Origin of the sequence: Sanguibacter sp. 25GB23B1, assembly GCF_040012415.1 — a bacterium.
GTDB lineage: Bacteria > Actinomycetota > Actinomycetes > Actinomycetales > Cellulomonadaceae > Sanguibacter.
Genome location: NZ_JBDYKL010000004.1, coordinates 15,792 through 40,280, shown reverse-complemented (window position 1 = coordinate 40,280; position 24,489 = coordinate 15,792). Strand labels below are relative to the sequence as shown.

General features: G+C 67.4%; 23 protein-coding genes and 1 pseudogene. 7 read left to right on the top strand and 17 right to left on the bottom strand.

What is annotated here, in order from left to right:
- Nucleotides 1–55: 55 nt before the first annotated feature.
- Nucleotides 56–390: pseudogene (locus tag ABKW26_RS03900) on the bottom strand (TrmH family RNA methyltransferase); the annotation flags it as partial.
- Between the two features lie 418 nt (nucleotides 391–808).
- Between ABKW26_RS03900 and ABKW26_RS03895 the strand changes: the two are divergent.
- Nucleotides 809–1,477 (top strand): DUF3223 domain-containing protein, encoded by a 669-nt coding sequence (locus ABKW26_RS03895; protein ID WP_348591128.1) that lies wholly within the window; start codon nucleotides 809–811, stop codon nucleotides 1,475–1,477.
- A gap of 463 nt (nucleotides 1,478–1,940) precedes the next feature.
- Here the strand turns inward: ABKW26_RS03895 and ABKW26_RS03890 are convergent, their stop codons facing one another.
- From ABKW26_RS03890 to ABKW26_RS03845, 10 genes are all read right to left on the bottom strand, one after another.
- Nucleotides 1,941–3,005, bottom strand: a complete 1,065-nt coding sequence (locus tag ABKW26_RS03890; protein ID WP_348591127.1) for a UvrD-helicase domain-containing protein — start codon at nucleotides 3,003–3,005, stop codon at nucleotides 1,941–1,943.
- Nucleotides 3,002–4,600: an AAA family ATPase gene (locus ABKW26_RS03885; protein WP_348591126.1), complete on the bottom strand. Its 1,599-nt coding sequence runs from the start codon at nucleotides 4,598–4,600 to the stop codon at nucleotides 3,002–3,004. Before ABKW26_RS03885 ends, ABKW26_RS03890 begins: the two co-directional genes overlap by 4 nt.
- Before the next feature lie 240 nt (nucleotides 4,601–4,840).
- Nucleotides 4,841–5,251 carry a TrmH family RNA methyltransferase gene (locus ABKW26_RS03880; protein ID WP_348591125.1) on the bottom strand — a complete coding sequence of 137 codons (411 nt, stop codon included), beginning with the start codon at nucleotides 5,249–5,251 and terminating at the stop codon, nucleotides 4,841–4,843.
- Between the two features lie 108 nt (nucleotides 5,252–5,359).
- Nucleotides 5,360–6,178 (bottom strand): hypothetical protein, encoded by an 819-nt coding sequence (locus ABKW26_RS03875; RefSeq protein ID WP_348591124.1) that lies wholly within the window; start codon nucleotides 6,176–6,178, stop codon nucleotides 5,360–5,362.
- 299 nt (nucleotides 6,179–6,477) lie between these two features.
- Entirely contained in the window at nucleotides 6,478–7,278 is an 801-nt protein-coding gene (locus tag ABKW26_RS03870; protein ID WP_348591123.1) for an RNA methyltransferase, read from the bottom strand.
- A 57-nt stretch (nucleotides 7,279–7,335) separates the two neighbouring features.
- Nucleotides 7,336–9,351, bottom strand: a complete 2,016-nt coding sequence (locus tag ABKW26_RS03865; protein ID WP_348591122.1) for an ABC transporter ATP-binding protein — start codon at nucleotides 9,349–9,351, stop codon at nucleotides 7,336–7,338.
- Nucleotides 9,348–11,081: an ABC transporter ATP-binding protein gene (locus tag ABKW26_RS03860; RefSeq protein ID WP_348591121.1), complete on the bottom strand. Its 1,734-nt coding sequence runs from the start codon at nucleotides 11,079–11,081 to the stop codon at nucleotides 9,348–9,350. Before ABKW26_RS03860 ends, ABKW26_RS03865 begins: the two co-directional genes overlap by 4 nt.
- A 166-nt stretch (nucleotides 11,082–11,247) precedes the next feature.
- Entirely contained in the window at nucleotides 11,248–12,513 is a 1,266-nt protein-coding gene (locus ABKW26_RS03855) for an SPFH domain-containing protein (protein ID WP_348591120.1), read from the bottom strand.
- 80 nt (nucleotides 12,514–12,593) lie between these two features.
- The gene (locus tag ABKW26_RS03850; RefSeq protein ID WP_348591119.1) at nucleotides 12,594–13,061 is read right to left on the bottom strand and encodes an NfeD family protein; all 468 of its coding nucleotides are present in this window, start codon (nucleotides 13,059–13,061) and stop codon (nucleotides 12,594–12,596) included.
- A gap of 94 nt (nucleotides 13,062–13,155) precedes the next feature.
- Nucleotides 13,156–13,971 carry an ABC transporter ATP-binding protein gene (locus tag ABKW26_RS03845; protein ID WP_348591118.1) on the bottom strand — a complete coding sequence of 272 codons (816 nt, stop codon included), beginning with the start codon at nucleotides 13,969–13,971 and terminating at the stop codon, nucleotides 13,156–13,158.
- A 76-nt stretch (nucleotides 13,972–14,047) separates the two neighbouring features.
- Between ABKW26_RS03845 and ABKW26_RS03840 the strand changes: the two genes are divergently transcribed.
- Complete coding sequence (locus tag ABKW26_RS03840) at nucleotides 14,048–14,905, top strand: hypothetical protein (RefSeq protein WP_348591117.1); 858 nt, start codon at nucleotides 14,048–14,050, stop codon at nucleotides 14,903–14,905.
- Here ABKW26_RS03840 and glgA read toward each other — a convergent pair.
- Nucleotides 14,902–16,122, bottom strand: coding sequence for a glycogen synthase (gene glgA / locus ABKW26_RS03835; RefSeq protein ID WP_348591116.1), 1,221 nt, complete (start codon nucleotides 16,120–16,122; stop codon nucleotides 14,902–14,904). The genes ABKW26_RS03840 and glgA overlap by 4 nt on opposite strands.
- A gap of 58 nt (nucleotides 16,123–16,180) precedes the next feature.
- On the opposite strand from glgA, the gene ABKW26_RS03830 reads away from it, so the two are divergent.
- Nucleotides 16,181–17,419, top strand: a complete 1,239-nt coding sequence (locus ABKW26_RS03830) for a glucose-1-phosphate adenylyltransferase (protein WP_348591115.1) — start codon at nucleotides 16,181–16,183, stop codon at nucleotides 17,417–17,419.
- 214 nt (nucleotides 17,420–17,633) lie between these two features.
- Nucleotides 17,634–18,248: a phosphoserine phosphatase SerB gene (gene serB, locus ABKW26_RS03825; protein WP_348591255.1), complete on the top strand. Its 615-nt coding sequence runs from the start codon at nucleotides 17,634–17,636 to the stop codon at nucleotides 18,246–18,248.
- A gap of 22 nt (nucleotides 18,249–18,270) precedes the next feature.
- Here serB and ABKW26_RS03820 read toward each other — a convergent pair whose 3' ends face one another.
- From ABKW26_RS03820 to fabG, 3 genes are all read right to left on the bottom strand, one after another.
- Nucleotides 18,271–18,807 carry a histidine phosphatase family protein gene (locus ABKW26_RS03820; RefSeq protein WP_348591114.1) on the bottom strand — a complete coding sequence of 179 codons (537 nt, stop codon included), beginning with the start codon at nucleotides 18,805–18,807 and terminating at the stop codon, nucleotides 18,271–18,273.
- Nucleotides 18,804–19,571, bottom strand: a complete 768-nt coding sequence (gene fabI / locus ABKW26_RS03815; RefSeq protein WP_348591113.1) for an enoyl-ACP reductase FabI — start codon at nucleotides 19,569–19,571, stop codon at nucleotides 18,804–18,806. Before fabI ends, ABKW26_RS03820 begins: the two co-directional genes overlap by 4 nt.
- 111 nt (nucleotides 19,572–19,682) lie before the next feature.
- Nucleotides 19,683–20,414 (bottom strand): 3-oxoacyl-ACP reductase FabG, encoded by a 732-nt coding sequence (gene fabG / locus ABKW26_RS03810; protein ID WP_348591112.1) that lies wholly within the window; start codon nucleotides 20,412–20,414, stop codon nucleotides 19,683–19,685.
- Between the two features lie 250 nt (nucleotides 20,415–20,664).
- On the opposite strand from fabG, the gene ABKW26_RS03805 reads away from it, so the two are divergent.
- The 3 genes from ABKW26_RS03805 to ABKW26_RS03795 are packed head-to-tail and all read left to right on the top strand — an operon-like array spanning nucleotide 20,665 to nucleotide 22,251.
- Nucleotides 20,665–21,069 carry a DUF3099 domain-containing protein gene (locus ABKW26_RS03805; protein WP_348591111.1) on the top strand — a complete coding sequence of 135 codons (405 nt, stop codon included), beginning with the start codon at nucleotides 20,665–20,667 and terminating at the stop codon, nucleotides 21,067–21,069.
- Nucleotides 21,062–21,307, top strand: a complete 246-nt coding sequence (locus ABKW26_RS03800; protein ID WP_348591110.1) for a hypothetical protein — start codon at nucleotides 21,062–21,064, stop codon at nucleotides 21,305–21,307. The genes ABKW26_RS03805 and ABKW26_RS03800 overlap by 8 nt, the downstream gene beginning before the upstream one ends.
- A gap of 2 nt (nucleotides 21,308–21,309) precedes the next feature.
- Entirely contained in the window at nucleotides 21,310–22,251 is a 942-nt protein-coding gene (locus ABKW26_RS03795) for an SURF1 family protein (protein ID WP_348591109.1), read from the top strand.
- Between the two features lie 8 nt (nucleotides 22,252–22,259).
- On the opposite strand, the gene ABKW26_RS03790 is transcribed toward ABKW26_RS03795, so the two are convergent.
- Together ABKW26_RS03790 and ABKW26_RS03785 are read right to left on the bottom strand one after the other, a co-directional pair.
- Entirely contained in the window at nucleotides 22,260–22,718 is a 459-nt protein-coding gene (locus tag ABKW26_RS03790; protein WP_348591108.1) for a GatB/YqeY domain-containing protein, read from the bottom strand.
- A 94-nt stretch (nucleotides 22,719–22,812) separates the two neighbouring features.
- Nucleotides 22,813–24,411, bottom strand: a complete 1,599-nt coding sequence (locus tag ABKW26_RS03785; RefSeq protein WP_348591107.1) for an ABC-F family ATP-binding cassette domain-containing protein — start codon at nucleotides 24,409–24,411, stop codon at nucleotides 22,813–22,815.
- Nucleotides 24,412–24,489 lie beyond the last annotated feature (78 nt).

Below are 24,489 nucleotides of genomic sequence, written 5' to 3'. Positions count from 1 at the left end.
TCTCGGAGGAGTGGCCGTCCGGGCTGGGCGGCGGCCCATCCGGGCACCCGGTCCGTTACAGCGACTCGCCACGCGGCGGCTCCCGCGTCGCGTAGAACACCACAGCCGCCGACGCCGCCACGTTCAACGAGTCCACTCCCCCAGCCATCGGGATCTTCACGACTGCATCCACAGCCGCTGAGGTCGCATCCCCGAGCCCGTGCCCCCCCCCTGTCGCGAACACGAACTGGATCTTCTCGTTCCGCAGCTCCACGAACTCGTCCAACGTCACGGATCGTCGCTCAGCGCCAACGCAGCGACCGTTAACCCCTCCGCCCGCTGCTCCGCGACCCCACCGGGCCAGCCCTCGATCCGCGTCCACGGCACCTGGAACACCGTCCCCATCGACACCGGACGAGCGAAGCATGGACGCGGACGGCGCGGTTGACGCCTCGAAAGGTGGCCTCTTGCAAAGCTGTGCGAGCCCTCCGCGGCGGCGACAGGCACGCGGAGTGGTTCCTCTAGGAACACGCGGGTTCCTACTGTCTGGCAGAGCTCTACAGTGTCCAAGCTGCTCCGCTCAGTCCGTGCGCCTTCGGCGTACCGCTCTCGGGGTGGCTGCGGACGGAATAACTCACCACCTTCGCCACCGGAAGTCAAGTGGAGGGTGTAGCGGGCGAAGTGGGATGAAAGCCGACGGACACGCATGGTCAACGAGGCGTTCCTTGACGCGAGACACTCAAGATCAGCATGGTGCATCCGACGAGATTCACGCTACTATCGACTATTACAGAGCGACACGAAGCGGTCAGAAAATTGGAGATGCAGCATGGTTGCCAAACCCGTCGTACTCCCGAACATGTCGTTTCCTACACGCGGTGCGGCAAAGAACTGGGTCCGCGACAACATCAAAGATGCCTATGATACTGGCGAGATTATAGACAATCCACTACACGTCATGGTCCTATTTGACCTCCTCGAACGTGACAACGACGTCGAAAAGATCGGCGTGGGGGTTCGTGAGTTCTTCATAAATCTAACTTCGCGAGGCAAGGGTAGTCTCCAGCACGTCAAGCGCAATGCTCGAGGAATCTGGATTCGCCGATTTGATGACTCAGAGGACGACTGGAGCTACACAAGCGCAATCGACCAGGAAGGCATCGTCTCGGATGTGAAAGAAGCATTGCGCACCGTGGTCGATGAGAACCGTGTAGAGTTCCGAGAACGTCAGTTCGCGAACGGCCCAGTGCATTGCTACCGGACGGGCCAAGCGATATCAACCTACACAGAGGCAGAGGTTCGATACGTCGCGCCCTCCTGGGCTGAACTCACCCAAGGTTTTGCAGCGTCTCAAGGAGGCTGGGACCGGGTCGAACTGAGTTCCGCCAAATCTGTCGGCCAGATCGCCGGAGACCTGGCCGACGATTCGCAGCGATCAGCATGGAAGGCGTACTGGAAAGCGCATGCGCGTCCGGTTCTCGTACAGAAAGCTCCATAACCCCCCTAGGGTTCCCTTTTGGAACCGAAGGCAAAGGAGCCGGGTAGCGAAGACGGTGAGGCCGATCGTCGACGTTGGACTCGACTCCCTCACGCTTTGATCCAGGGCGCTCACACCTCGTCGCAGCCCCCGAAATGACCGGATGCAACGAACCAGAGTGCGCGACCCTCCCCTGATCGGACGGCCAAATCCCCGCCAACCTGGGTACGCATAATACGGCACGTTTGCCACTGTGAACTGAATCAAAGCCCTTTCGTCTAGATGAGTCCGCCTCGCATTCCGGACGCCGCCGCCCCTCACCCACCAACGTGGCAACTAAGCTCCACGCCCGGATGCCGGGTTCGCGTGACCAGGCCTCGTTGCAGCATCGGCCAGCGAGCGTGCGCCAGAGGTTTCGCGGTTGCAGTCGCCTCGGGACGGATGGGTGTAGCGGTTCCAGGCTGGGACACCCTGGAATTGATGCCTATTTCTGCCAAGCGGTGAAATTGGGAATCTCGGTGTCGGCGATGAAGGCAACGCTAAACCGTGCGCGGGTGACACCGATGTAGAGAGCACAAGCAGCGGCACCCTCGAGCCGGGCACCACCGGCGAGGAACTTGAGCGCCCTTTCGGTTGGATAGATTAGCACGTGGTCGACAGTGCGGCCTTTGGCTATGCCGAAGGTGGAGAAGGGAAGCTTGAGATTCTTGGCTACCGACTTACTGTGGCGGAGGCACAGGGCCCCATGACTGCGGGCGTAATCGATGGCCTCGGACTCTCGCACGACGAACAGGCCAGCATGCGGATGGGCATCACGCGATTCCGACACGGTCGGTGCGTAGCCGAGTGAGGGGTCAAAGATGGAGTCGGAAAACGTCGCTATAGTCTGATTGGAGCGATATGTGGTTGGCCTCTGCGCGATCTCGAGGAGATTCCTCTTCTCCATGAGTCGAAACCAGTCAAGCATCTTCTCCTTGCGATACTTCGCGTTCTTCGGATCTCGGACGTTCGTAGAGAGCAATGCCTGCCGCACGTCACCGACCATCGTGATTTTCAGCTTCGACCGCAATAGAGCTTCAACAACTTCGAGGTCCCACCCTCCGAGGTCTTGCACTTCGTCGATGTAGATCTCGTCATAGATATGCTCCAGACGATCGATCGCGCCGTCATTACTCGCAAGCATAACGTCGCGCGCAAGCTTGGCGAGGTGGAGCTTATACGCACGGTCATCTTCGTCGAGGAACCGCTTCGCATCTGTTGCATAACGGCCGGGATCACCGTCGAAGTTGAGGCCCGTCAACTGGTGCCCCTCGTAGAGAAGAGGGAGGTAGGGGCGTACAAGGTGCCGCAGGAGGAAAGCGAACCAACCCATGACCTCTACGTGATGGCCGTGGACTCCGGCCGCTCGAATTCGAGTGGTGAGTTCGTCTTGGCTTGCCGCAGTGTATCCGAGCACAAGGATGCGGTGGTGTTCCGGGCACGACTCGCAGTCGTCGACAATCGACTGAGTCTTGCGTCCCCCCGCTACGGCCAAGATGGCACGGTTCATGCGAAGTGCTCGATCGCCCGTTTGATGTAGGCAGGCATCGCCACGGCTTCCGGCGACTCGAGGATCCGCAAGGCACCTTCGGTCTTGTGATTGGGCATCCACGTCTCCGGGTCGTCCTGCTTGCGTAGTCGCAGGATCGTCCGCATCTTATCGACGCTGTTGGCCTTGATAAGTTGTGGTTCAAGCGTCTTACCGAGCGCCGGCTCACCCACATACATCTGCCGATGATCCGACAAATAATCGCTGAGCTCGCCAAGGATCTCAGCAACTGAAGTGCCGTCGTTGTCCTGAAGAGCAACGACGTCGCGGTTGAGGCGCGCACACAGCTCAAGTGCCCGCTTGAAGGTAATCCCGTTCATCGAAATAACGTCGATGCCGTCGGACTCAGGAGTCTTGTTGAACCTGTCGCGGTAGCCTCGCTTGAAGATCATCTCGTCAGACGGCCCCTCGACAAGAACAAGCCGAGTGGCCAGGACAAGACGTAGGGTGTCGTATCCCGAAAGGTGCTTGAAGTATAGAACGGTCGCGGCTTCTAGTTCGGTAAGGCGACTCGAGGTGTCACCATGCAGACAGATCAGTTTGTTGAGGCCGAGGCGGTTGAGAACGAAAGAACTATGGGTAGTTACAAACAGCTGCTGGCTCTCGCCTGCCAGGTCCTCTACCCGATTTAGCAGCCTCTGAAGGCGGCTATAAGCAAGGTGGGTTTCGGGCTCCTCGATCAGCACCGTTCGGGCAGAGTGAGCTCGCCGCTTCATTGCCAGCGCCACCTTGATAGATGCTTGCTGCCCCTGCCCTGCCATCGCGAACGGAACATCGTCTACCTGAGGCACCACGCCCGCTTCCCAAGAAGCGCGAGCAGACTGGTCCATTGTCAGGCCGAGCGGAGCATCGTGAAGCGCCTCGAATCCCTCACGCACTTTTTCGTTGAGGCCGTTTAGCACAGAACGCGTCATTTCGTGGCGAGATTTGCGATGGGCCACCGAGATCGACGCTCGCTCCGTCGGATCGAGGAACGAATCAAGAATCTCCCGGGTATGGTAGTCAACTCCTGCCTTCGACCGGATAGTGCGTGAGTCAATCACCGACACCCCCAGAGCACTCGGGCGACGGCGCACTGGTAGATCGCTGAAGTCCTTCCATGTTGCCTCGAAATACTCAGTCGGCAGAACATCGGGTCGATCGGGGTCCGCCATGTAGGCAGCGAATTCCTCGTCAAAGTCAGGGTTACGGGCGACCGTGAGCTTGATGCCCGGACAGTCGATATGCAATGAGTTGTGGATTCCGCGCATCCGTTGAATGTCCGGGTCTGGGCAATCGAAGTATAGTTCGATTTCGATCCTGGGTGCGGGCGTTCTCGGGTTATTCGCGTAAGCAGCGAGATATTCGCTCACGTCGTCGACATTGAACCAGTAAGGATTTAGTTCCTCGTTCGCCCAACGGCCGTCGATCCGCCCGCTCAAAGCGAGGGTGATCGCTTCCAGCAAGGTTGACTTACCAGCCTCGTTGTCTCCGATAATGATATTCATTGCAGGATCGGGTTCGATGGTGAACTGACGGAACTTGCGATATCCCTGGATGACGACTTTTGTAATCATGGTGCATCTATGGTCTCAGGGCGAACGCCACAGTGGGGTCCGCCACGCCGATCTTGCATGTCACGCAAGACTGACCGCCCCTTCAGGGCGGTCAGCTTCGCCGGGCGAACGGTCTCGGCTCAGTCCAAACCCCAGCCGAGGCCCCAGGTGCAGTTGTCCCCTCGCGAGCCTCAGCAAGCAAGCGAACCATTCCACCCGAGCCGAAGCCTTGGTTGCCGGCATGAGATTCCCACGGAACGCCTACCGTGGCCTGCAGGACGGCACCGCCGCCGACGCCGCCACGTTCGACAAGTCCGCTCCCCCAGGCGTCGGGATCTTCACCACGGCATCCATCGCCCCGAGCGTCGCGTCCCCGAGCCCGCGCCCATGCCCCTCGGTCCCGAACTCGAACGCCACCCTCCCGTTCCCCTGGTCCACGAACTCACCCAACGTCACGGAATCATGGCTCAACGCGAGCGCCGCCACGGTGAACCCCTCAGCCTGCATCTCCGCCACCCCACCCGGCCAGCTCTCGATCCGCGTCCGCAGCACCTGGAACACCGTCCTCATCGACAGCCGTAGACCCCGCCGATACATCGGATCCGAGCACCGCGGTGTCACCAGCACCGCGTCCACCTCGAGCGCAGTGGCCCCTCCAAGGATCGCACCCACCGATTTCAACTTCGGTCGACGAGTCGCGGGATCTCCGGCGGCGCACAGGACGTCGCCACCGAGGTGGGCATCATCCTCAACACATCGTGAACGACCGTCGACCCGCTGCTACTCAGGTTCGCCAGGAAACCGCAATGCCTCTTTCATCCGCTCACTTTCAAGCTGAAACAATCCATCGCTCTCTCTTGAGCGCACGAGCACGGCCAGGTCGTCCAAGATTCTGGGTTGGGACACGAGCAACGAATCGAGGGCATTCCTAACCTGCTCTGGAGTGAGCGCTTGTACAGTAGCGGCCAATTCTTGCGGAACTCCACGCCCCCGGATTCGCGCGTTGGCGATGATTCGCCTCTTCTCGTTGACGAAGTGTTGCGCTATCAGTAACTCGGTAAGGTGCTGTCGCGCTTCGCCACTGGTCATATTCGCTTCGTAGGCCTCCAGGGCGTCGCTGACTTCATTCACCTCTTCGAGGAGAATGGGATCGATAACGACTGGCTCATCGTCGACAGCTGCCGTGAGCACGCTCCGTCGCGCTCGGAGCCCTCGCCATGCCTTCCGCTTCTCCTTGAAATATGGCAAGGCCTGTTCCATCCACCACTGCCTAATCAGAGGAACAGTCACCTCGGCGGCTTTGACGATGGCGAGCAAGACGACAGCACGGAGCATCTCTTCGAGCTCTTCCTGCTCCCGAGTCTCGGCCTGTAATCGCAGCGAGTAGTTGTTGCCATAGTCCGGCTGCAGTGGAGAGTCACGTTGCAGTTCGTCGACGTCCTTCTTCAGACGGATCTCGACGTGTTCCGGCCCCTTCTCGCTGGACCTGGGGGTGAAGCCGCGACTCCACCCGTCCGTCTTCTTCGAGTCTGCGAGGGACCTTCCCTTGGGAATACGAACGACGGCATCGACCTCGACGTATCCTTCATCGTCGGCCACGAGCCACCTCCGTTGGATGCCACCGACGGGATTTGGCGGGAGGGTGTGCATCAGGCCACATCATTCGCCTACTCTAGCGTTGATCTCTCCTAGAGTGCTGGAACAGCACCGTGTGGCGAGGTTGCCGTTCAAGCGTTCCTAATTCGTCTACTCGTTCTGGTGGGGAGGTTTGTGGCGACGGACGTGTACGCCGCCTTCAGGAACGGTCTTCGCGCAGCGGATCGTGGTGGTAGAGGGCGGAGCGGGGTATTTAGCCGGGTGCGGCGGCGTATCCCTCTCGCAACTGGCGACGGCCCTATCTACCTAGTCACATAGAACACCACAGCCGCCGACGCAGCCACGTTCAACGAGTCCACTCCCCCAGCCATCGGGATCTTCACCACGGCATCCACTGCCCCGAGCGTCGCGTCCCCGAGCCCGTGCCCCTCGGTCCCGAACACGAACGCCACCTTCTCGTTCCCCTGCTCCACGAACTCGTCCAACGTCACCGAATCGTCGCTCAACGCCAACGCAGCCACGGTGAACCCCTCGGCCTGCAGCTCCGCCACCCCACCCGGCCAGCTCTCGATCCGCGTCCACGGCACCTGGAACACCGTCCCCATCGACACCCGCACGCTGCGCCGATACAGCGGGTCCGAGCACCGCGGTGTCACGAGCACCGCATCCACCCCGAGCGCAGCAGCCCCACGGAAGATCGCACCGACGTTCGTGTGGTCGACGATGTCCTCGAGCACTGCCACCCGCCGCGCGCCGGTCAGCAGCTCGCGCACCGAGAGCAGCGGCGGCCGGTGCATCGCCGCGAGCGCCCCGCGGTGCAGGTGGAACCCGGTGATCGACTCGAGCACCGCGGGCTCGCCCACGTACACGGGCACGTCCGGCCACTCGGCGAGCACGTCGTCCATCGACGCAAGCCACTTCTCCGCCATGAAGAACGACCGCGGCCGGTACCCCGCCGCGAGCGCCCGCCGGATGACCGTCGAGCTCTCCGCGATGAAGAGGCCCTTCTCCGGCTCGTGCTTGGACCGCAGCACGATGTCGGTGAGGTTGGTGTAGTCGGCGACGCGGTCGTCGGTGGCATCGGTGATGAAGGAGGGAGGCACCCGACGATTCTCCCCGACACCGAGACCGCCGGGCGTCACACCAGCACCGAAGCGGGATCAGTCGACCGCAGCCGCCGCGAACTGGCTCTCGTACAGCCGCGCATACGCGCCACCGGAGGCGAGCAGCTCGTCGTGCGACCCCTGCTCGACGATGTCGCCGTGCTCCATGACGAGGATGACGTCCGCGTCGCGGATCGTCGACAAACGGTGCGCGATGACGAAGCTCGTCCGGCCGGCGCGCAGCGCGTTCATCGCCTTCTGCACGAGCACCTCGGTGCGCGTGTCCACGGACGACGTCGCCTCGTCGAGGATGAGGATCGCCGGGTCCGCGAGGAACGCCCGCGCGATCGTCAGCAGCTGCTTCTCGCCGGCGCTCACGCTCGAGCCGCCCTCGTCGAGCACCGTCTCGTAGCCGTCGGGCAGCGTGCGGACGAACGGGTCTACGTGCGTGGCCTCCGCCGCCTCGAAGAGTCGCGCATCGTCGATGTCCGTGCCCGCGCCGTAGCGGATGTTGTCCGCGATGGTGCCCTTGAACAGCCACGTGTCCTGGAGGACCATGCCGATGTTCGAGCGCAGGTCGTCCCGCGTCATCGTCGCGACGTCCACACCGTCGAGCGTGATGCGCCCGGAGCCCACCTCGTAGAACCGCATGATGAGGTTGACGAGCGTCGTCTTGCCCGCACCCGTCGGCCCGACGATCGCGACCGTCTGCCCCGGCTCGGCGACGAGCGAGAGGCCCGTGATGAGCGGCGCGTCCGGCGAGTAGCTGAACGCCACGTCCTCGAACGCCACCCGCCCCTGCACGCGACCGACCCGCACGGGGTCCGCCGGGTCCGGCGTCTGCTCGTCCGCGTCGAGCAGCTCGAAGACGCGCTCGGCGGAGGCCACCCCGGACTGCAGGAGGTTCATCATCGACGCGACCTGCGTGATGGGCTGCGTGAACTGGCGCGAGTACTGGATGAACGCCTGGACGTCACCGAGCGTCATCGTCCCCGACGCCACCCTCAGCCCGCCGACCACCGCGACGATGACGTAGTTGAGGTTCGCCACGAAGCCCATCGCTGGCTGGATGATCCCCGAGATGAACTGTGCCTTGAAGCTCGCCTCGTACAGGTGCGCGTTCTCCTCGTCGAACATCTCGATGGCCCGCTCCTGGTGCCCGAACACCTTGACGAGCGAGTGGCCCGTGTACATCTCCTCGATGTGCGCGTTGAGCCGGCCCGTCGATGCCCACTGGCGGACGAACTGCGGCTGCGAGCGCTTCGCGATCGCCGCCGTGATGACCACGGACAGCGGCACCGTGACGAGCGCGACGACCGCGAGCAGCGGCGAGATCCAGAACATCATCGCGAGCACACCGATGATCGTGAGGATCGACGACACGAGCTGCGAGAGCGTCTGCTGGAGCGTCTGCGCGACGTTGTCGATGTCGTTCGTCACGCGCGAGAGGACCTCGCCGCTCTTCTGCTTGTCGAAGTACCCGAGGGGCAGGCGGTTGATCTTCTCCTCCACCTGATCCCGCAGCCGCAGCACGGTGTTCTGCACGACGATGGCCGTGAACCGGCCCTGCAGCCACCCGAAGAGGAACGCCCCGACGTACACGGCGACGACGAGCAGCAGGACGTCGCGCAGCGCGTCGAAGTCCAGCCCGACGCCCGGGGTGAGCGTCATCCCGCCGAGCATGTCCGCGAGCTGGTCCTGACCGTCGGCGCGCAGGCCAGCGATGACCTCGGCCTTCGTCGCACCGGCCGGGAGCCCGCGGCTGACGAATCCCTCGAAGATGAGGTTGGTCGCGTTGCCGAGGAGCTTGGGTCCCGTGACCGTGAGCCCCACGGACACCACCGCGAGCACCGTGACGAGGACGACGCGGATCTTCTCCGCGCCGAGGTAGCCGGCGAAGCGGCGGAGCGACCCGGTGAAGTTCATGGCCTTCTCGGTCGGCATGCCCATGTTCCCCATGGGTCCGTGACCGGGACGTCCGCCCGGTCCGGGCCGGGCAGCAGGCGCGGCAGGCGCCGCCGGCGCCGCCGGCGCGCCGTCGGCCGGGCGCTTCTCGCTCTGGTCGGTGCTCATGCTGCTTCCTCCGCCGAGAGCTGGGAGTAGACGATCTCCTGGTACGTCTGGCACGTCTCCAGGAGCTCCGGATGGGTCCCTTGCCCGACGATCCGGCCGTTGTCGAGGACGATGATCTTCTCGGCCTGGCGGATGGTCGCGACCCGCTGGGCGACGACGATCATCGTCGCGCGGTGCGTGATGGGCACGAGCGCCCGGCGCAGCGCGGCGTCGGTGGCGTAGTCGAGCGCGGAGAACGAGTCGTCGAAGAGGTAGATCTTCGGGTCGCGGATGACCGCGCGCGCGATGGCCAGGCGTTGGCGCTGGCCACCCGAGAGGTTCGTGCCGCCCTGGGAGATCGGCGACTCGAGACCGTCGGGCAGCGCCTCGACGAAGTCCCGCGCCTGGGCCACCTCGAGGGCGGCCCACATCCGTTCCTCCGAGGCGCCCGGCAGGCCGTAGGCGAGGTTGGAGGCGACCGTCCCGGAGAACAGGTACGGCTTCTGGGGGATCATGCCGATCCTCGACCACAGGTCCTGACCCGCGGCGTCACGGACGTCGATCCCATCGACGGTCACCGATCCCCCGGTCGCGTCGAAGAGCCTCGGGATGAGGTTGATGAGGGTCGTCTTGCCGGAGCCCGTCGACCCGATGATCGCGGTCGTCTCCCCCGGCTCCGCGGTGAAGGTCAGGTCGCCGAGGACCGGCTGCTCGGCACCGGGGTACCGGAACTCGACCCCGCTGAAGGCCACCCGGCCGCGCGCCTCGCTCATCGAACGCGGGACGAGCGGCTCGACGACGCTCGCCTCCGTCGCGAGCACCTCGCCGATGCGCTCGGCCGAGACCGCCGCACGCGGCACCATCATGAAGATCATCGTCGACATCATGACGGCCATGAGGATGTACATGATGTAGCTGAGGTACGCGGTGAGCGAGCCGATCTGCATCTCGCCGGAGTCGATGCGCGCGGCACCGAACCACATGACCGCGACGCTCGAGAGGTTCATGATGAGCATGACGACCGGGAACATGAGCGCCATGAGCTTGCCCACCCGCAGCGACGTCTCGAAGAGCTCGGTGTTCGCGACCGCGAAACGCTCCTGCTCGTGGCGCTCCTTGACGAACGCGCGGATCACACGGATGCCGGAGATCTGCTCGCGCAGGACAGCGTTGATGCGGTCGATCCGCTTCTGCATCGCCCGGAAGTACGGGATCATCCGCGAGACGATGAGCGCGATCGTCACCCCGAGGACGGGCACGATGACGACGAGCAGGCCGGAGAGCCCCACGTCCTCGCGCAGCGCCATGACGACGCCGCCGACGAGCATGATCGGCGCCATGACCATGACCGTCAGCCCGAGCATGACGACCATCTGGACCTGCTGGACGTCGTTCGTCGTCCGGGTGATGAGCGTCGGGGCGCCGAAGGTGCCGACCTCCTGGCCGGAGAACGACTGGACGCGCGTGAACAGCGCCCCGCGCACGTCGCGGCCGAAGCCCATCGCGGCGCGCGCCCCGAAGTACACGGCCACGACCGCGCACACGACCTGGCCCAGGCTCACGAGCAGCATGATGACGCCGATGCGCACGATGTAGCTCGTGTCGCCCTGGGTCACCCCGCTGTCGATGATGTCGGCGTTGAGGCTCGGCAGGTACAGCGACGCGATCGTCTGGACCAGCTGAAGGACGAGCACGAGGACCAGAGCCTGCCGGTACGGGGCCAGGTGGGTCTTGAGGAGCGAGAGCAGCATGCAGAGCCTCGAGGTCACGGAGAGACGACCAGGGCCGCGCCCCGGACTGACGGTCGATCACGAGTGATCGACTGACAGCCTACGGTGCGCGGCCCTGGTGACCGTGCTGAATTATGTCGGTTCCGCTGAGGGCTGGTGCCCGGGTGGAACCTCGTGCGGCTCGGGTCTACTGCCCTGCGGGCGGGGTCCCCTTGTCGAGGTCAGGTCCACCCGGTGCCGTCTCGGTCGGAGGGACCGGCTGGTCGCCGGTGACCGGCGGCGCATACCGCGCACCCTCGGTCCCGAGCACCCGCGGTGAGGTTCCCGGCACGCTGCCGTAGCCCGTGCTCGGCTGCTGTCCGCTCTGCTGCGTCGGGTCGAACGGCACACCCGAGTGGGTACCCGCGCTCGTCGCGTCGGCCGTTGCCGCCTCGGCGAGGCGACGTGCCTCGGCAAGAGCCTGCGTCGGGTCCTCGAGCGAGGACGTCAGCGCCGTCTTGGTCCGCTCGCTGCGCTCGCGCCGCCCTTCGGGTCGCGTGCCGCTCGAGTCGTCCGACGGTGCGTCGGCGCCCGCCCCGAAACCCTTGGTGATCGAACCGAGAGCTGCGGTGAACTCCGTCGGGACGATCCACATCTTCGACGACGTGCCGTTGGCGATCTGCGGCAGCATCTGGAGGTACTGGTACGCCAGCAGCTTGGGGTCGGCGTCGCCCTCGTGGATGGCGTCGAAGACCTGGAGGATCGCGCGCGCCTCGCCCTCGGCCGTGAGGATCGCCGCCTGGGCCGAGCCCTCGGCACGGAGGATCGCGGCCTGCTTCTCGCCCTCGGCCGTGAGGATCTGCGACTGCTTGAAGCCCTCGGCCGTGAGGATGACGGCACGACGGTCACGCTCGGCACGCATCTGCTGCTCCATGGAGCCCTGGATACTCTGGGGCGGGTCGATCGACTTCAGCTCGACCCGGTTCACGCGGATGCCCCAGCGACCCGTCGCCTCGTCGAGCACACCACGGAGCTGACCGTTGATCTGGTCACGGCTCGTGAGCGTCTGCTCGAGGTCCATCGACCCGATGACGTTACGGAGCGTGGTGACCGTGAGCTGCTCGATCGCCGTGATGTAGTTCGCGATCTCGTACACGGCCGACTTCGGGTCCGTCACCTGGAAGTACAGGACGGTGTCGATGCTCACCACGAGGTTGTCCGAGGTGATGACGGGCTGCGGCGGGAAGGACACCACCTGCTCGCGGAGGTCGACGCTCGCGCGGACGCGGTCGACGAAGGGGATGAGGACGTGCAGCCCGGCGTCCATGGTGCGCGAGTACCGACCGAGACGCTCGACGATGAGAGCCACGGTCTGCGGCACGATCCGGACAGCGCGGACGAGCGCGATGATGAAGAACAGGGCGATGAGCCCCGCCAGGATGATGCCGATCAGCTGCCTGGTGTCTTCCGGCATGAAGTGTCCCCTCTGGTTTGCGGCTGGTGTGGTGCGGAAGACCCACGCTCAGAGTCGAGCGCGGATGTCACGTGTGGATGTCAGGCGGGCAGCTCGGGACGGTGCAGACCCGTGACCGGGGCGTCGGCCGAGCCGACGATCGCGGTCGCTCCGTCGATGCGGACCACGACGACGTCGGAACCGAGCGGGTAGGTCGCGTCGCTGGCGGACCGCGCGCTCCACACCTCGCCGAAGAGCTTGATCCTGCCGCCACCGTCGGTGACCTCCGCGACGACGACCCCGGTCCGACCGACCTGCGCCGCGGCGTTGGTCTCGGTGAGCGGTGTGCGCTGGCGCAGGTACGTGAGCAGCCAGGGGCGGAGGGCGAACAGCAGCAGGGTGGAGACCACGCCGAAGACGATGATCTGCACGGCGAGACCGGCTCCGAGAGCGCTCGCGACACCGGCCGCGAGGGCGCCGCCGGCGAACATCATGAGGACGAGATCGAGCGAGACCATCTCCACGACGACAAGAACCAGGGCCGCGCCGATCCACCAGTACCAGTCCATCGTTCCTCCGATCGCCGTCCCCTGCGTCTTTGCCTTAACTTTACGCTACGAAGACGTGAAAGTGTGCAGTGAACGACCGTCAGATCGGCGGTGATCAGCCGGAATGCCCGCCCGACCGTGCCGAGGCCTGCGCCGCGCGCGCGGTCCACCGGTCACCGGTGCGCGTCACCTCGAGCGGCAGACCGAAGGCGGCCGTGAGGTTCTCGTCCGTCAGCACGTCCGCGATGGGCCCGCCGCTGTGGACTCCCCCGTCCTGCATGAGCATGACGTGGGTGAAGCCCGGCGGGATCTCCTCGACGTGATGGGTGACGAGCACGAGGACCGGCGACTGCGGGTGAGCAGCCAGCTCCGCGAGCGCACCGACGAGCTCTTCGCGGCCACCGAGGTCGAGGCCTGCCGCGGGCTCGTCGAGCAGGAGCAGCTCAGGATCCGTCATGAGCGACCGGGCGATCTGGACGCGCTTGCGCTCGCCCTCGCTCAGGGTGCCGAAGCGGCGGTCGGCGAGGTGGTCGACGCCGAACGCGGAGAGGAGGTCGGCCGCACGCTTCTCGTCGGGCTCCTCGTAGGACTCGCGCCAGCGTCCGGTGACGGCGTAGGCGGCGGTGAGGACCACGTCGGCGACGCGCTCGGACGCCGGGATCCGGTCTGCGAGCGCGGCGCTCGTGAGACCGATGCGAGGGCGGAGCTCGAAGACGTCGACCGAGCCGAGCCGGGAGCCGAGGACCTCGGCGACACCGCTCGTCGGGTGCATGCGGGCCGCGGCGATCTGGAGGATGGTCGTCTTCCCTGCGCCGTTGCGGCCGAGGACGACCCATCTCTCTCCCTCGGCGATCTGCCACGAGACGTCGTCGACGATGTTCTTCTCGCCGCGCCGGACGGTGACGTTCTGCAGATCAAGAACCCAGGTCATGCCTCCAGACCCTATCCGGTGGCGAGGCACCCCGGCGACGCGGTGCGCGAGCACCCGGGCGCGTACTTTGATCTGTGTGAGCTCGACACCTTCTCTCCCGTCCGTGCCCGATCCGGGCGCCATCCTGCCCCGTTCCGCGTCGCTCGCCCTGTGGCTGTGGGGCACCGACCCAGCAGCCACGTCCGCCCAGCGGGCGTTGCGCGCCGTCGTCCAGGACGACGAACCCCATGCGCTGTGGGGCGACGTCCCGAGTGATGTGGCGGAGAGCACACTCCTGGCGCTGCTCGGTGCCTGGGGCGGGCGGGTCGTCGCATCCGCGGCACTCTTCCCCGAGCCCGGGGACGCCATGGGCGTTCCGGCCGAGGTGAGCGCTCCGGCGATCGAGGCCGAGGAGTGCGTCCTCGTGACCATTACCGCCGACGCACCGGCGGTGGACCGGGACCGCACCGAGAGCTGGGCGCTCGTCCCCGACATCGAGTCGTTCGGGAGCGCACTCGAGCAAGGTCACCTCGTGCGCTGGTCCATGACCCAGGTCGCGCCGTGGGCGCACCGGACGCTCGGCACCGTCGGGTCGCTCGGCGACGCCGAGCGCGCGCTCCAGCGCAGCCTCCGAGCAGCCACGGAGGCTCTCACCGCCCTCGACGTCTCGCGCTGGAGGGACGACGCCGGCGAGGCGATCGCCGCCCTGCGGTCCACGGTCGACCTCCGCGACCACCTGCCCCCGGGCCTCGACCCGCGCCGGTCGCACGTGTTCCAGTCGGCGGCGCGCCTGCGCGCGATCGTCGACCTCGCGACCGTCGACGACGGAGGTGCCGTCAACCTCTGGCAGGCCGACCAGCGGTCGACCGCGCTGCGGGAGATCGACCGAGTCGCACGACGAGCGATGGCGGCGGCGACGTTCAACGCGCCGGACAACCAGGCGACCGGACGCTAGCTCGCGTCGAGCACCGCCTGGTAGACCTCGAGCGTGCGGTCGCCGATCGCGTCCCACGCGAAGTGGTCCTCGACCCGGGTACGGGACGCGCGGCCCATCTCGCGCGCGCGGTCGGGGTCGCCCACGACCGCCTCGAGCGCCGCGACGAGATCGGTGACGAACTGCTCCGGGTCGATCGGGGTCCCCGTGCCGTCCTGGACCTGGTCGATCGGGACGAGCAGGCCGGTCACCCCGTCGTCGATGACCTCCGGGATGCCACCGGTGGCGCTGCCGACGACGGGCAGGCCCACGGCCATCGCCTCGAGGTTGACGATGCCGAGCGGCTCGTAGACCGACGGGCACACGAAGACCGTCGACGCCGCGAGGACGGCCACGAGGTCGGGGCGCGGGAGCATCTGCTCGATCCACACGACGCCGGTGCGTCGCGTCGAGAGCTCGGCCACCGCGCCCGAGACCTCGGCGGCGATCTCAGGGGTGTCGGGCGCTCCGGCACAGAGGATGAGCTGGACGTCCGGGTGCAGGCGCTCTGCCGCCTTGAGGAGGTACGGCAGCCCCTTCTGCCGCGTGATGCGCCCGACGAACACGACCGCCGGGCGGGACGGGTCGATACCGAGGTCGCGGACGACGCGGTCGGCGCGCTCCACCTCGTCGCCCTCGGGCCGCTTCCAGCCGGCGAGGTCGATCCCGTTGTGGACCACGTGGACCTTCGCGGGGTCGACCGCGGGGTACGACCGCAGGATGTCGGCCCGCATGCCCGCGCTCACGGCGATGACGCCCGCCGCGCCCTCGTACGCCGTCTGCTCGGCCCAGCTCGACAGGGCGTAGCCGCCGCCGAGCTGCTCGGCCTTCCACGGCCGCAGCGGCTCGAGCGAGTGCGCCGAGAGCACGTGCGGGATGCCGTGCAGCAGGCTCGCCAGGTGCCCGGCAAGGTTCGCGTACCAGGTGTGGGAGTGCACGAGGTCGGCGCCTGCGACGTCGTTCGCCATCGCGAGGTCCACGCCGAAGGTCGCGAGCGCGGCGTTGGCCCCGTCGAGCCCGCTCGGCGGTGCATAGCCGGTCACCCAGTCGGCGGCGTCGGCCCCCGTCCGTGGTCCGTCGAAGCAGCGCACGCGCGCGTCGATGCGTCGGCGCAGCACGGCGGACAGCTCGGCGACGTGCACGCCGGCCCCGCCGTAGACGTGCGGCGGAAACTCCCGGGTCAACAGATCTACTCTCACAGTCGACACGGTAGCGCTTTCTGGTGCATTCGAACGTCCGCGGCCATAAGGTCAGGTCATGGCACCTCCAAAAGTTCTTGCGATCGTCCTGGCGGGTGGAGAAGGCAACCGCCTCAAGCCCCTGACCGCGCACCGGGCCAAGCCCGCGGTGCCGTTCGGCGGCATCTACCGCCTCGTCGACTTCGCACTCTCCAACCTCGTCAACTCGGGGTACCTGCACATCGTCGTGCTCACGCAGTACAAGTCGCACAGCCTCGACCGCCACATCTCCAAGACGTGGCGCATGTCGGCCCTGCTCGGCAACTACGTCGCACCTGTCCCCGCCCAGCAGCGCGTGGGCAAGCACTGGTATCTCGGCAGCGCCGACGCGATCTTCCAGTGCCTGAACATCATCGAGGACGAGCGTCCGGACATCGTCGTCGTGGTCGGAGCCGACCACGTCTACCGGATGGACTTCTCCCAGATGGTCGACGCGCACATCGCGTCGGGCGCAGAGCTCACCGTCTCCGCGATCCGCCAGCCCATCGCGCTCGCGACCGAGTTCGGCGTCATCGACACGGCCCCCGAGAGCCCGGAGAAGGTCCGCGCGTTTCTCGAGAAGCCGCCGAACCCCACCGGGCTCGCCGACTCCCCCGGCGAGATCCTCGCGTCGATGGGCAACTACGTCTTCAACGCCGACGCCCTCGTCGAGGCCGTCACGCGCGACTCCGAGAACCTGGAGTCGCGGCACGACATGGGCGGCGACATCGTCCCGTACTTCGTCGAGCGCGGGACCGCGGGCGTCTACGACTTCATCCGCAACGACGTGCCGGGCTCCGCCGACCGTGACCGCGACTACTGGCGCGACGTCGGGACGATCGACTCCTACTACGAGGCGAACAAGGACCTCATCGCCGTGACCCCCGTGTTCAACCTCTACAACTCGCTGTGGCCGCTGCACACCGGCTACGTCGGCCTCCCCCCTGCGAAGTTCGTCCACGCCGGCGCTGGTCGCCTCGGTCACGCAGCCGACTCGATCGTCTCCCCCGGAGTCCTCATCTCCGGTGCCACGGTCGTGGGCTCCGTCCTCTCGCCGGACGTCCATCTCCACTCGTGGGCCGCTGTCTCCGACAGCGTCCTGCTCGACAACGTGCAGGTGCACCGCCACGCGCAGGTCCACCGCGCGATCGTCGACAAGAACGTCGTCATCCACGAGCGCGCACGCGTCGGACTCAACGCCGACGAGGACCGCGCCCGCGGGTTCACCGTCACCGACTCCGGCATCACGGTCGTCCCGAAGGGCACGATCGTCGAGTAGCAGCACCTCGACCAGCAGCACCCCGCTCCACCGCCCGGGCGCTCCTGCGCTGCGACCCTCACGGCACACCGACGTGTCCGTGTCGTGGTCGCAGCGCGGGAGCGCCCGGTCGTGCGTCTACGCTGGCGCGGTGACCGGACCCGTTGCGCAGGACCCACCAGGACCACCCTCAGGAGCAGGCGCCGAGACCTGGGGGCCCCGACGCCTCCTCGTCATGGACGTCGACTCCACACTCATCTCCCAGGAGGTGATCGAGCTCATCGCCGAGCACGCCGGGACGCGCGCCGAGGTCGCCGAGATCACCGAGCGTGCGATGCGCGGAGAGCTCGACTTCGCCGCCTCGCTGCGCGAACGGGTGGCCACCCTCGCCGGCGTCCCGGTCGCAGCGCTCGCCGAGGTTCGCGAGCGGGCGACGTTCACGCCCGGCGCACGCGAGCTCGTCGCCGAGTGCCACCGTCGGGGATGGCTCGTCGCCCTCGTCTCGGGCGGCTTCGAGGAGATCGTCGCCCCGCTCGCCGCCGAGCTCGGCATCACGCTCTTCCGCGCGAACCAGCTCGAGGTCGCCGACGGGATCCTCACCGGCCGGACGACAGGCCAGGTCGTCGACCGCGCCTACAAGGCCCAGACACTCCGGGAGCTCGCCGCCGCGGCAGACATCCCCCTCGAGCGCACCATCGCCGTCGGCGACGGCGCGAACGACCTCGACATGATCGCCGCCGCAGGGATCGGGATCGCTTTCGCCGCGAAGCCCGTGGTGCGGGAGCAGGCCCCGTTCGCGGTGGACGGACCCCGCCTGGACGCCGTGCTCGAGGTCATCGACGCGGCGTGAACCGCCCGGACGGCGTGAGCTCTCAGGACTCGGGGCGCCCGAGGTGCGTGAGCACCGCGGTCTCAGCCGCCCAGTCGGCCCACGGCAGCTGAGCCTCGAGCACGACGTACGTCGCGGTCTGCACGCCGACGCGCACCTGGGCGAGGCCCGCCGAGTCCGACCCCGGCCCTGCCAGACGAGCGGCGACGGCCGACATGACCGGCTCGTGACCGACGACGAGCAGCGTCCGGACCGGCTCCTCGGACTCGCGGACGAGCCGGACGATGTCCTCGACGCCCGCCGAGTAGATCTCGCCGGTCACGGTCACGTCCGGGGAGACGTCGCCGAGACCCGGCCGGAGGAGGTCCCAGGTCTGGCGTGTGCGCACCGCGTCGGAGCACAGGACCCTCTCGGGAACCAGACCGAGCCCCGCGAGTGCCGTGCCGACCCGCAGCGCCTGCTTGCGACCAGGCAGCGCGAGCGGCCGCAGCTCGTCGGACACACGCCCGCCCGGCTCCGCCTTCGCGTGGCGCAGGAGCACCAGACGACGGGTGGAGGGGTCCTGCACCGTCGAGGTCACAGGCCCATCGCGTGGACGCCGCCGTCCACGTGGACGATCTCCCCGGTGGTCGCAGGGAACCAGTCGGAGAGCAGCGCAGCGACAGCGCGTGCGGTGGGCTCCGGGTTGTGCTGGTCCCAGCCGAGCGGTGCGCGCTCCGGCCAGCCGCCCTCCATCTTCTCGAAGCCCGGAATCGACTTCGCAGCCGTGGTCCGGATCGGACCGGCAGAGACGAGGTTGACGCGGATGCCGGACGGGCCGAGGTCGCGCGCCAGGTAGCGGGAGGTCGACTCGAAAGCAGCCTTCGCGACGCCCATCCAGTCGTAGACCGGCCAGGCGTAGCGCGCGTCGAACGTCAAGCCGACGATCGAGCCGCCGGAGGACAGCAGCGGGAGCGTCGAGACCGCGAGGGACTTGAGCGAGTACGCCGAGACCTCGAGCGCGGTAGCGACGTCGGGCCACTCGCCCGAGAGGAAGTTGCCGCCCATGACGGACTGCGGGGCGAAGCCGATGGAGTGCACGACGCCGTCGAGGTGGTCCGTGTGCTCACGCACGCGCCCCTCGAGCGCGGCCAGGTCCTCGGCGGAGGTGATGTCGAGCTCCACCACGGGAGCCGCCTCGGGGAGACGCTTCGCGATCGCCTGCGTGAGGCGGAACTGCCGTCCGAACGAGGTGAGGACGACCTCGGCGCCTTCCTGCTGCGCCAGGCGCGCCACGTGGAATGCGATCGAGTGATCGGTGAGCACTCCTGTCACGAGCAGCTTCTTGCCTTCGAGCAGACCCATCGTTGTCCTTCCGTCGGTGGTGGAGCGGGGTGACGAACGACGCTGCCCCACCCATGAGAGTACTGGCGCGGCCACCGTCGGTGCCGCGCTGAGAACGTGTCGTGTCGTGCGCTAGTGGCCCATGCCCAGTCCGCCGTCCACGGGGACGACGGCGCCGTTGATGTAGCCGGCGTCCGGCGACGCGAGGAACTGCACGACCGCGGCGACCTCGTCGGGCTGCGCGAACCGGCCCGCCGGGATGAGTGCCTTGTAGGCGGCCTGGCGCTCGTCCGGCAGCGCGGCCGTCATCGCGGTGTCGATGAACCCCGGGGTCACGACGTTCGCCGTGATGTTGCGCCCGCCCAGCTCGCGGGTGATGGAGCGCGCCATCCCGACGAGCGCGGACTTCGACGCCGCGTAGTTGACCTGGCCGGCGCCCCCGTAGAGACCGACGACGGACGAGATGAGGACGATGCGGCCGCTGCGGGCCCTGATCATCCCCTTGGACGCACGGCGCACGCAGCGGAACGTGCCGGTGAGGTTGACGTCGACGACGTTCTCGAACTCCTCGTCCGTCATGCGCATGAGGAGCTGGTCGCGGGTGACGCCGGCGTTGGCGACGAGGACCTCGACCGGGCCGAGCTCGGCCTCGATCGCCGTGAACGCCGCGTCGACCGCGGCAGTGTCGGTGATGTCGCCGACCGCACCGAACACCCCGGCAGGCAGGTCACCGGACCGGTAGATCGTCGCCACGCGGTCGCCCGCCGCCACGAAGCGCTCGGCGATGGCGCGGCCGATCCCACGGTTGGCGCCCGTCACCAGGACGACCCGGGACGTCTTCTCGTTTCCCTCAGCCGGAGCCACGGGTCCTCCTCGTCGATCATGCTCTTGCGCGCGGGGCTCGGTGAGCGCAGCGCGAGACGAGCATCGTGCTCGTCGTGCGGTTAAAGACGTTAACGGACCCGTCACCCTCAGTGCGCGCAGGATTCACTGCATCTTGAGATGGGGGCTAGTGGGAACCTTACACATCTGGTCCGGATGCACCTGCGGCGGTGGGATGCCTCACACCCTCCTCGCACCGACGACAGTGCGGTATCGCGCGTAAACTCGGGGGGTGAACACACGTGGCTCGACCTGGCTCGGTCGCCGTGCCGGAGGCGGCGCGGGCACCGACGACGGCACGGACGCCCGGCAGGCGCCCGAGGTCTACCGCATCACCTCTGCGGCGGACTCTCTCAGCGACGACCAGTCACGACGGGTCAAGCGCTACCTCCTCCAGATGGGGATCCGCATGGCGTGCTTCATCGGTGCCGTGTTCGTCGACGGGATCCTCATGTGGGCACTGCTCCTCGGAGCGGTCATCCTCCCGTACATCGCGGTCGTCGAGGCGAACTCCGGCCGGGAGCGACGCGACGACGACCTCCCCCCGCTGGACTACGGACGCCAGCTGCCCGGCGCCCCGACCGCGCCTGCCGTGACCGGCGCGGGCCCGTACACCGCAGGAGGCGACCGTGCCTGATCTTCTCGGACTCGCAGACCCCGTCTCGGACGACGAGCTCGTCTGCAGCGGCAAGGGATGCCGTGCCGAGGCCGCCTGGGGCCTGCTGTGGAACAACCCGAAGATCCACACGCCCGAGCGTCGCAAGGTGTGGCTCGCGTGCGACGACCACCGGGAGCACCTCGAGACGTTCCTCGGGGCGCGGAGCTTCCTCCGGTCGACGGTGCCGGTGAGCGACCTCGACCGGACCGCTCCTTGACCGTGAGCACCACGCAGCCGGGTTCCGCCCAGGCCGGCGGGGCGGCGGCCCCCGCACGGACCGTCCGACAGTGGGTCGTCCTCTGGGTCGGCGTCCTCCTCCTCGTCCTCGGGTGCCTCGCGGCGTCTCGCTGGCAGTGGGAGCGCCACGTCGCACGCACCGCCGCGATCGAGGTCGTCGAGGCGAACTACGCGTCCGAGCCCGTCCCGCTCGAGGAGCTGCTCCCTGCCCCCGGAGCCGGTGTGGACCCGGACGACGTGTGGCGGTCGGTGACCGTCCACGGACGGTACGAGCCGGACCGCACCGCGCTCCTGCGCAACCGACCTGTCAACGGCCAGGCGTCCTTCCACGTCCTCGTGCCCTTCGTCACCGACGTCGGGACGGTCCTCGTGGTGAACCGAGGCTGGCTGCAGTACGACGCCGGCAGCGCAGGCCCCGGATCCGTCCCTGCCCCGCCGACGGGCGACGTGACGATCACGGTACGGCTGCGGGCGGACGAGGTCGCCTCCACGCGCGGTGCCCCGCAGGGCCAGGTCCAGGCGATCAACGTGCAGCAGGTCCTCGCCGCAGGGTCCGGCGGTGGCGCGTGGGCGGACGGACTCGCGTACGACGCGTACGGGTCTCTCGTCTCGGAGGACCCGAGGCCTGTCGAGCAGGTCTTCCGCCTGCCGAAGCCCGACACCGACCCGGGATCGCACCTCTCCTACACGTTCCAGTGGCTCGTGTTCGCCGTCGGCGGCGTCGCCGGCGTGATCATCCTCCTGCGCCGCGAGCGTCACGAGCAGGTCCTCGTCGAGCTGGACGGGGCGGAGCACCCCTTCGCCACCGCAGGCACCCCTGAACCGGGCGGCCGCGGCGCGCGGACGCGCCGCGACGGGTCGCCCCGGACGCCGAGTGCCGAAGAGATCGAGGACGCACTCATCGAGGCCCAGCACACGCGCTGACCTCGTGCTCAGCCCTGGAGCGCGTCACGCACCTTCTGGGAGAGCGTCTTGCCGTCGACGCGGCCGAGACCGACCGCTGCCGTGTTGGCGGCCTTGATGACCAGTCCCATCTGCTTGGGCGTCGTCGCTCCGGTCGAGGCGATCGCCTCGGCGACGACGGCGTCGAGCTGGGCCTCGGTCAGGACCGCCGGCAGGTAGCTCTCGATGAGGTCCGCCTCTGTGGTCTCTGTCGTGGCACGCTCGTCGGCACCGGCCTCGGTGTAGATCTGGGCGCTCTCGCGGCGCTTCTTCACCTCGCTGGTGAGGACGGCCTCAGCCTCGCGCTCGGACAGCTCGTGCGCCGTCCTGCCCGCCTTCTCCGCGGTGCGCAGCGCGGCGATCATCTGGCGCAGGGTGTTGGTCCGGAAGGAGTCGCGGGCCTTCATGCTCGTGGTCAGGTCGCTGGTCAGTCTGTCGAGGATGGTCATGGTCACCATCGTGCCCGACGCGCAGGCGTCCCGTACGCACCGACGCCGCCCCTCTCGCAGGAGGGACGGCGTCGGTCGAGCCTCGAGCGCCTGCTCAGGCGAGCTCGATGAGCTCCGCGTAGGAGTCGTTCCAGAGGTCCTCGTCACCGTCGGGCAGCAGGAGGACACGCTCGGGGGCGAGCGCCTCGACCGCACCGCTGTCGTGGGTCACCATGACCACGGCACCCTCGTAGTTCTTCAGGGCTCCGAGGATCTCGGCACGCGACGCCGGGTCGAGGTTGTTCGTCGGCTCGTCGAGCAGGAGGACGTTCGCAGACGAGACGACGAGGGCTGCGAGCGCGAGCCTCGTCTTCTCACCACCGGACAGCACGTTCGTCGGCTTGTGCGCGTCGTCTCCGGAGAAGAGGAACGACCCGAGGGTCGAGCGCACCTCGACGTCGGAGAGGTCCGGCGCGCTGTGGCGCAGGTTCTCCACGACGGTGAGGTTCATGTCGAGCGTCTCGTGCTCCTGGGCGTAGTAGCCGAGCTTGAGCCCGTGCCCCGGGTGCACAGCCCCCGTGTCGGACTCCTCCACGCCCGCGAGGATGCGCAGCAGCGTCGTCTTGCCCGCACCGTTGAACCCGAGGATGACGACCCGGCTCCCCCGGTCGATCGCCAGGTCCACCCCGGTGAAGACCTCTTGGGACCCGTAGGCCTTGCTCAGCCCGGACGCGGTGAGCGGCGTCTTTCCGCAGGGTGCGGGCGTGGGGAAGCGCAGCTTCGCGACCTTGTCGCTCACGCGCTCGCCCTCGAGCGAGGAGAGCATGCGCTCGGCGCGGCGGATCATGTTCTGCGCAGCGACGGCCTTCGTGGCCTTGGCGCGCATCTTCTCGGCCTGGACCATGAGGACGGACGCCTTCTTCTCAGCGTTGGCGCGCTCGCGTCGGCGGCGTCGTTCGTCCGTCTCCCGCTGGAGCAGGTAGGCGTCCCAGCCGAGCGCGTACTGGTCGAGCTCGCCACGGTTGGCGTCGAGGTGGAACACCTTGTTGACGGTCTCGCGCATGAGGTCGTTGTCGTGGCTGATGACGACGAACCCGCCGGCGTAGTTCTTGAGGTAGTCGCGCAGCCACGTGATCGAGTCGGCGTCGAGGTGGTTGGTCGGCTCGTCGAGGAGGAGCGTGCCGACGCCGGAGAAGAGGATGCGCGCGAGCTCGACACGGCGACGCTGGCCACCGGAGAGCGTGCCGATCTTCTGGCCGAGGACACGCTCGTCGAGCCCGAGGTTGGACGCGATGCGCTCCGCCTCGCTCTCGGCGGCGTAGCCACCGGCGGCGGTGAAGCGTTCCTCGAGGCCGGGGTACCGGTCCATGGCGGCCTGCTGCGTCTCGTCGTCCGCGCTGGCCATCTCGCCCTCGGTGTCGCGCATCTGGCGCACGAGCTTGTCGAGGTTCCGCGCGGAGAGCACGCGGTCCATGGCGATCATCTCCATGTCGCCGGTGCGCGGGTCCTGGGGCAGGTAGCCGATGTCGCCCGCGCGCGTGATCGAACCGGCCGTGGGCAGCGTCTCTCCCGCCAGCGCCTTGGTGAGCGTGGTCTTTCCGGCTCCGTTGCGGCCGACGAGGCCGATCCGGTCTCCCGCAGCGATGCGGAAGGTAGCCTCTTCGAGGAGGACGCGGGCGCCGACCCGTAGTTCAACGGCGTGGGCAGAGATCACTGAGGTTTCCTCCGTAGGATGCCCACAAGACTTGGGGGCGGGCACAAACGCCTCCAATCCTATGGGCGGATAGCCTTC

Bases quoted from the DNA above. Each gene is read 5' to 3' on its own strand.
- ABKW26_RS03895 (WP_348591128.1), top strand. From the start codon at position 809: ATGGTTGCCAAACCCGTCGTACTCCCGAACATGTCGTTTCCTACACGC.
- ABKW26_RS03860 (WP_348591121.1), bottom strand. From the start codon at position 11,081: ATGCTGCTCTCGCTCCTCAAGACCCACCTGGCCCCGTACCGGCAGGCT.
- ABKW26_RS03855 (WP_348591120.1), bottom strand. From the start codon at position 12,513: ATGCCGGAAGACACCAGGCAGCTGATCGGCATCATCCTGGCGGGGCTC.
- ABKW26_RS03845 (WP_348591118.1), bottom strand. From the start codon at position 13,971: ATGACCTGGGTTCTTGATCTGCAGAACGTCACCGTCCGGCGCGGCGAG.
- ABKW26_RS03830 (WP_348591115.1), top strand. From the start codon at position 16,181: ATGGCACCTCCAAAAGTTCTTGCGATCGTCCTGGCGGGTGGAGAAGGC.
- ABKW26_RS03890 (WP_348591127.1), bottom strand. From the start codon at position 3,005: ATGAACCGTGCCATCTTGGCCGTAGCGGGGGGACGCAAGACTCAGTCG.
- ABKW26_RS03850 (WP_348591119.1), bottom strand. From the start codon at position 13,061: ATGGACTGGTACTGGTGGATCGGCGCGGCCCTGGTTCTTGTCGTCGTG.
- ABKW26_RS03865 (WP_348591122.1), bottom strand. From the start codon at position 9,351: ATGAGCACCGACCAGAGCGAGAAGCGCCCGGCCGACGGCGCGCCGGCG.
- ABKW26_RS03885 (WP_348591126.1), bottom strand. From the start codon at position 4,600: ATGATTACAAAAGTCGTCATCCAGGGATATCGCAAGTTCCGTCAGTTC.
- fabI (WP_348591113.1), bottom strand. From the start codon at position 19,571: ATGGGTCTGCTCGAAGGCAAGAAGCTGCTCGTGACAGGAGTGCTCACC.
- ABKW26_RS03790 (WP_348591108.1), bottom strand. From the start codon at position 22,718: ATGACCATCCTCGACAGACTGACCAGCGACCTGACCACGAGCATGAAG.
- serB (WP_348591255.1), top strand. From the start codon at position 17,634: ATGGACGTCGACTCCACACTCATCTCCCAGGAGGTGATCGAGCTCATC.